The following is a 4,538-nucleotide window of genomic DNA, read 5'->3' on the forward strand; positions in this document are numbered from 1 at the left end:
TTACTTGTACTGCCTCTCGCACTTTTTCTGGGCTTGTGTTTTCTCTACAGTAACCCTCTTGCCGTCCATGATCTACAAGAAACGGCAGCAGCGGGCATATATCGCAGCCATATTGCAACTGACATGCTGCGCTAGCTGCTAATATCTTTACTGCCTCGTCGTGTGACATTATACTACAAGCTCCCAGCCCACTACAATATAGCTAGCTGTAATCTTAGGGTACTTGCTGCGGTTAGCCAGTACGATAGCGTTAACGGTTGTGCCGTATTTCTTTGCGATCTGGCTAAGAGTGTCGCCCTTTACTACTTTGTGTGTGCGTGTGGCAGCAGGCGTGCTGCTGGTGGTCTGTACGTTCTTAAGGTAGTTGCCAGACATATAGCCCACGGTATTACCATATTTGCAATGATACCAGCCGTTAACTACTGTGCCGTCTACTTGTACGGTGCAGCCCTTGTTAACTACTAATAGTGTGCTAAAGCTCGTGCCAGCTCCCGCCCTCATGCGTAAGTTAGCTGTCGTAACTGCTGTGCCTGTCGCTTTAAATGTAGGCTGCTGCACTGGCTCGTTATGATCTGGTGCACTGCCGCCTAAAATTTTTGCTACGTCTGCTAAAAACTTAGCCCACTCTGCGTTATTTTCGCCCGCCATTTCTGCAGGGCATTTCTTGCCCGTTACGTCGTAGTGTCTTACTACGTACTTAATTACTGCGCCTGCTGCAATGCCCAGCATTTTGCAAAGATATGCGCACAAGTAAGCTGCGTTTTCCTTTGTTTTAGCCGATATTTTGTAATTGCCAGCTGTGCAGCACATTTCTATACCAAAGCTGTTAGAGTTTCTGCACTCTTTATGGTAGTAAGTGTTACTGCCGCAATGCCATGCGGTATTTTTTAGCCCTACGCTCTGGTATATGTTGCTGTCGTCTACAAAGAAATGCGCGCTAGCTTGCCTGCTGCCATTGGCAAAGTACTTAGCGTTTGCTACTGCTGTGTCTTTCGTGTTTCCTGTGTAGTGCATAACAATATACTTTACGCTGCGCTGGCTCTCTGCTTTGTAGTTCGCTGCAGCAGCCTTAACGGTGCTGTTAATTGCTATGCCGTTAATATTCCCTGCTATAAAATCTTTTGTAATCATTTTGCCGCCCTCATTGTTAGCAGCAGCCGTACTGCTAGTTTTTGTGTATCTGTCGTAGAAAGTCTGACTATAACCAGCTCTTTTTACTCTTGCTGCCTCGCTTTGGTCTGCTGGTCTTTCAAACTTAAGTAAAATACAGTCGCTAGCCTCTCTTACAGTGTTAGCCTCGCGTAAAATATCCATAATTACTACGCTGCTAGCTAGTTCTTTGTAAAGATATTCTAGCTGCATGTCTAAATCTGCTATACTTACGCCTTTTGCCTGCGCATAGCTTAATAAGTTCTGCTTTCGGCTGTAATAAGTCCATTGTGCAAGCCCGTAGCCTGCTTTGTCGTGTACAAAGTTCGTATAGCTGCCGTTATCTACTGCAGCTGTGTACTCTGCGTCTGTTAAGCCTAGCTTTTTCTCGTAGCTGTTCTGTAGGTTGTCTGGTCTTATGCCGCTTTCTGCATAAAGGTTGCCCATAATGCCTGCTGCTGCATAATCGTTAAAGCCTTTAGACTTAAGGAAAGCCCACGCCCTCTGCTCATTACTAGCCATGATCTGCGCCCCCTTATTCCTTATTTACAATGTCTTTTACTGCGTTGTTGCTCTCTAATAGGCGTTTCATTTCCTCTAGTGCCTCGTCTACCAGTGCACTAAACTGCTCGAAAGTAATAACCTTTGCCAGCCAGTTAAACTTAGTTAAAAACAAGTCGTACACGTAGCGTAGCTTTAGCTTGCCAGTGCCGCCGCCTAGTTCTTTCTCTGCCATAGTCACTGCATAAAGCAGCCACTCTTTTACTTTTGCGATCTGGGCAGCTGTTGGCATGTTTGTAAACTTAATTACAGCTGTTACCACTGATACTACGAGCGCTACTGCTGCAATGATAAGCGCCCAGTTGTTAATAATCTGCTCCATGTTCTACCTCTTTTCTATTATCCTGCTATTTCGTCCTCGTCTGTCGTCTGGTGTCTGTCTTTGTATATCTTGGTGGCGTTCTCTACCCCTGCTTTAATCATGTAGCCGCCTACTACTACTCTAAATGTTTCGTTAGTCTCAGTAATAAGCGTTGCTAATGCTGTAGTGTCTGCTGCCTGCTCTAAGGCTAAGCAGCAGCACACCATAGCATAGATAAAAGAAATAAAATAGAGTGCCGCCATAATCACTACTACACGCTTGCTAAATTCCCATAGCCAACGCGTAGCAGCTCTTATGCGTTTTGTCATGCCCTCGCCTCTACTTTCTAAGTGCCTGCTCTAAGTCGTTAATGCGCTGCTCGTGCTCGTCTATACGCTTGTGCATGCTTTTTTGACTTTCAAGAGCTATAAGTAGTTTGTCGTGGTTGTCGCGGGTGTCCTGCTTAACCGTGTCTATCGTTCCGTCTATCTTGTTAAGCTGTTTCTCGATATTGTTAAGGGTAAGCATTACTTGGGTGTCTTTCGCCTGTTCTTCTCTGGCGCGCTGCGCTCTCTGTTCGTCCTCTGCGTCGTCTGCTCGCTTGTTTGTTGCTTTTCCGTTCTTGATGTTCACAAAAGCCATGATACAAGAAACGAGTAACGCGCCTATACTTATGTAATTTGCTACTGTCATGTAATTAAGCCTCGCTCTCGTAAGGCTCGCCAGTAATAAGCTCGTACTCTTCTGGTGTAATGCTACCCGCTCTTACGAATACTGCTACGTCTGCCTCGTCGTAAAAGCCTTTGTCGTAATATCTTTTTACGGTCTTGTAAAGTCTGCTCATGGTTTAAACCCCCTGTACTGTAAGTAAAATGTCTGCTAGCGTCTCGTCCTGTTCCTCTAGCGTTGCCTGTTCCTCTAGCGTTGCCTGTGCGTCTGCCTGCTGTAAAAGTACGTCACTGTATACGCTTTCTGCGCTAGCTGCCTGCTCAATCATAACGACAAGCTCGCTATAAATTGCCTCGTTTTTCTCGTACTCGTCGCGGCTAATAGCTGCCTCGTCGTACTTCCAAACGGGAATTTTAACGCCCTCTGCGTCTCTTACTGTCGCTTTGGTAATGTTCTTTCGTATGTAAACGGTACTAGGGCTGCTGGTTAAGTCTAGTACTGCTGGCTGCTGTGTCTGTGTTCCTGTCGACTTTCTCCACTCCATTTCTTAGCGCTCCTTTCTTAGCTCTTTTTGATGTGAATTTCTTAAGTTTTCCTATATTTACATACGGTCTTATATGCTCTCTGTAAGTGCCGTAAGTGTCCGTATGCTTAATATAGCCCATGTAACTTATCATACCTTGCGCGCCCTGTATGGTCGTGTGTTTGCCTACGTGCCTTGCTTTCCTCACAATACGTAAGTAAATACTCTCGCGTAGTATGGTTTTCTCGCGGTAAAACTGCCAGCCCATAAAGTCTAACGGTCTGCCGCGCTCTTTGCCGTCTCTGTCGTAATACACAAGCCTAAACACTTGCCAGTTTTCCTTAATACGCAGGTGTAGCTTTTCTGCTAAGTATTTCTCTATAGCTTTATGTATCTTGTGCAGCTGCTTTTTGTTGCCGCCCAGTATTACTATGTCGTCCATGTAACGCATATAGTACTTAGCGTGCAGCTCTTCTTTAATGTAATGATCTAGCGGCGTTAGCATAAAGTTAGCAAACCACTGGCTAGTATAATTGCCTAACGGTAAGCCCTTTTCGCAGCTATCAATAACCGCGTATATAAGCTCTAGCGCCTGCCAGTCTTTTATTTTGGCTCTTAGCATGTCCTTAAGTACTTTCTGGTCTACGCTCTCGTAAAAGTGCTTAATATCCATTTTAAAAACATACTTAGTGCCCTTAGCGTCTTTTCTTATCCACTTTTCTAGCCGCTTTTTGCCGTAATGCGCGCCCCTCTTTGGAATACTGCCGCAGCTGTACTCGTACATAGGTGCGGTTAATATCGGCTGTAGTACTTGTATAATGCAGTGGTGTACTATCTGGTCGTATTTATAATGTGGCTTTCGTATGCGTCTTACTTTGTGGTGCGTGCCCTCGTTAACAATGCAGGGCGCGTCTACGTGTGCTACGTAGTTACCACTTATTAGCATTTCGTGTACTACGTCTACGTGGTAGTCGATATGCTCTATAACGTCTCTTACGTCTTTTCTATGTCTTTTTCTCTTGCTTGCGTTTAAAATTGCTTTCCTTACGTTTTCTTTGTCCGCGATCTGTACTAAAAGGTGTTTGTAGGTTTTCAAGTTGTGACTTATTCTCCTAAAGGGTTTTCGCTATTGCTGTGTTACTAGCCCTTACCTTTTGCGGGTGTATTTCCACTTGCTAAATAGCTAGGCGTGTTGCAACGTCCTGCGGTGTAGGATAAAAGGGCACATTTTGTTAATGTTCCATAATTAGAAAAGTCTAGGCAAGCCCGTAATTCCAATTCGAGTTCGAAAGCGCATTGTTCAAATTCAACGCGCGCCCAACAAGCAAGCCATTG

Annotated in this window: 7 protein-coding genes; all 7 read right to left on the reverse strand. The window is 45.0% G+C overall.

Annotated features, from left to right (window positions below; all coding sequences use genetic code 11):
* Positions 1–168 precede the first annotated feature (168 nt).
* The 7 genes from D6855_RS16535 to D6855_RS16565 all read right to left on the reverse strand — a co-directional run bounded on the left by D6855_RS16535 (position 169) and on the right by D6855_RS16565 (position 4,299).
* On the reverse strand, positions 169–1,671 hold the full coding sequence (locus tag D6855_RS16535; protein ID WP_120743125.1) for a phage tail tip lysozyme: 1,503 nt from the start codon (positions 1,669–1,671) through the stop codon (positions 169–171).
* Between the two features lie 13 nt (positions 1,672–1,684).
* Positions 1,685–2,032 carry a hypothetical protein gene (locus tag D6855_RS16540; protein WP_120743127.1) on the reverse strand — a complete coding sequence of 116 codons (348 nt, stop codon included), beginning with the start codon at positions 2,030–2,032 and terminating at the stop codon, positions 1,685–1,687.
* A gap of 17 nt (positions 2,033–2,049) precedes the next feature.
* A complete protein-coding gene (locus D6855_RS16545) occupies positions 2,050–2,274 on the reverse strand; it encodes a hypothetical protein (protein WP_147368161.1) in 225 nt (74 codons plus the stop codon).
* A 76-nt stretch (positions 2,275–2,350) separates the two neighbouring features.
* Positions 2,351–2,704: a hypothetical protein gene (locus tag D6855_RS16550; protein WP_120743131.1), complete on the reverse strand. Its 354-nt coding sequence runs from the start codon at positions 2,702–2,704 to the stop codon at positions 2,351–2,353.
* A gap of 4 nt (positions 2,705–2,708) precedes the next feature.
* Complete coding sequence (locus tag D6855_RS16555; RefSeq protein WP_120743133.1) at positions 2,709–2,855, reverse strand: XkdX family protein; 147 nt, start codon at positions 2,853–2,855, stop codon at positions 2,709–2,711.
* 3 nt (positions 2,856–2,858) lie between these two features.
* Positions 2,859–3,224: a hypothetical protein gene (locus D6855_RS16560; protein ID WP_120743134.1), complete on the reverse strand. Its 366-nt coding sequence runs from the start codon at positions 3,222–3,224 to the stop codon at positions 2,859–2,861.
* Positions 3,154–4,299: an RNA-directed DNA polymerase gene (locus D6855_RS16565; RefSeq protein WP_120743136.1), complete on the reverse strand. Its 1,146-nt coding sequence runs from the start codon at positions 4,297–4,299 to the stop codon at positions 3,154–3,156. The genes D6855_RS16560 and D6855_RS16565 overlap by 71 nt, the downstream gene beginning before the upstream one ends.
* Positions 4,300–4,538: the final 239 nt, after the last annotated feature.

The sequence above is a fragment of the Butyrivibrio sp. CB08 genome, from assembly GCF_003625485.1.
Classification (GTDB): Bacteria; Bacillota; Clostridia; order Lachnospirales; family Lachnospiraceae; genus Butyrivibrio.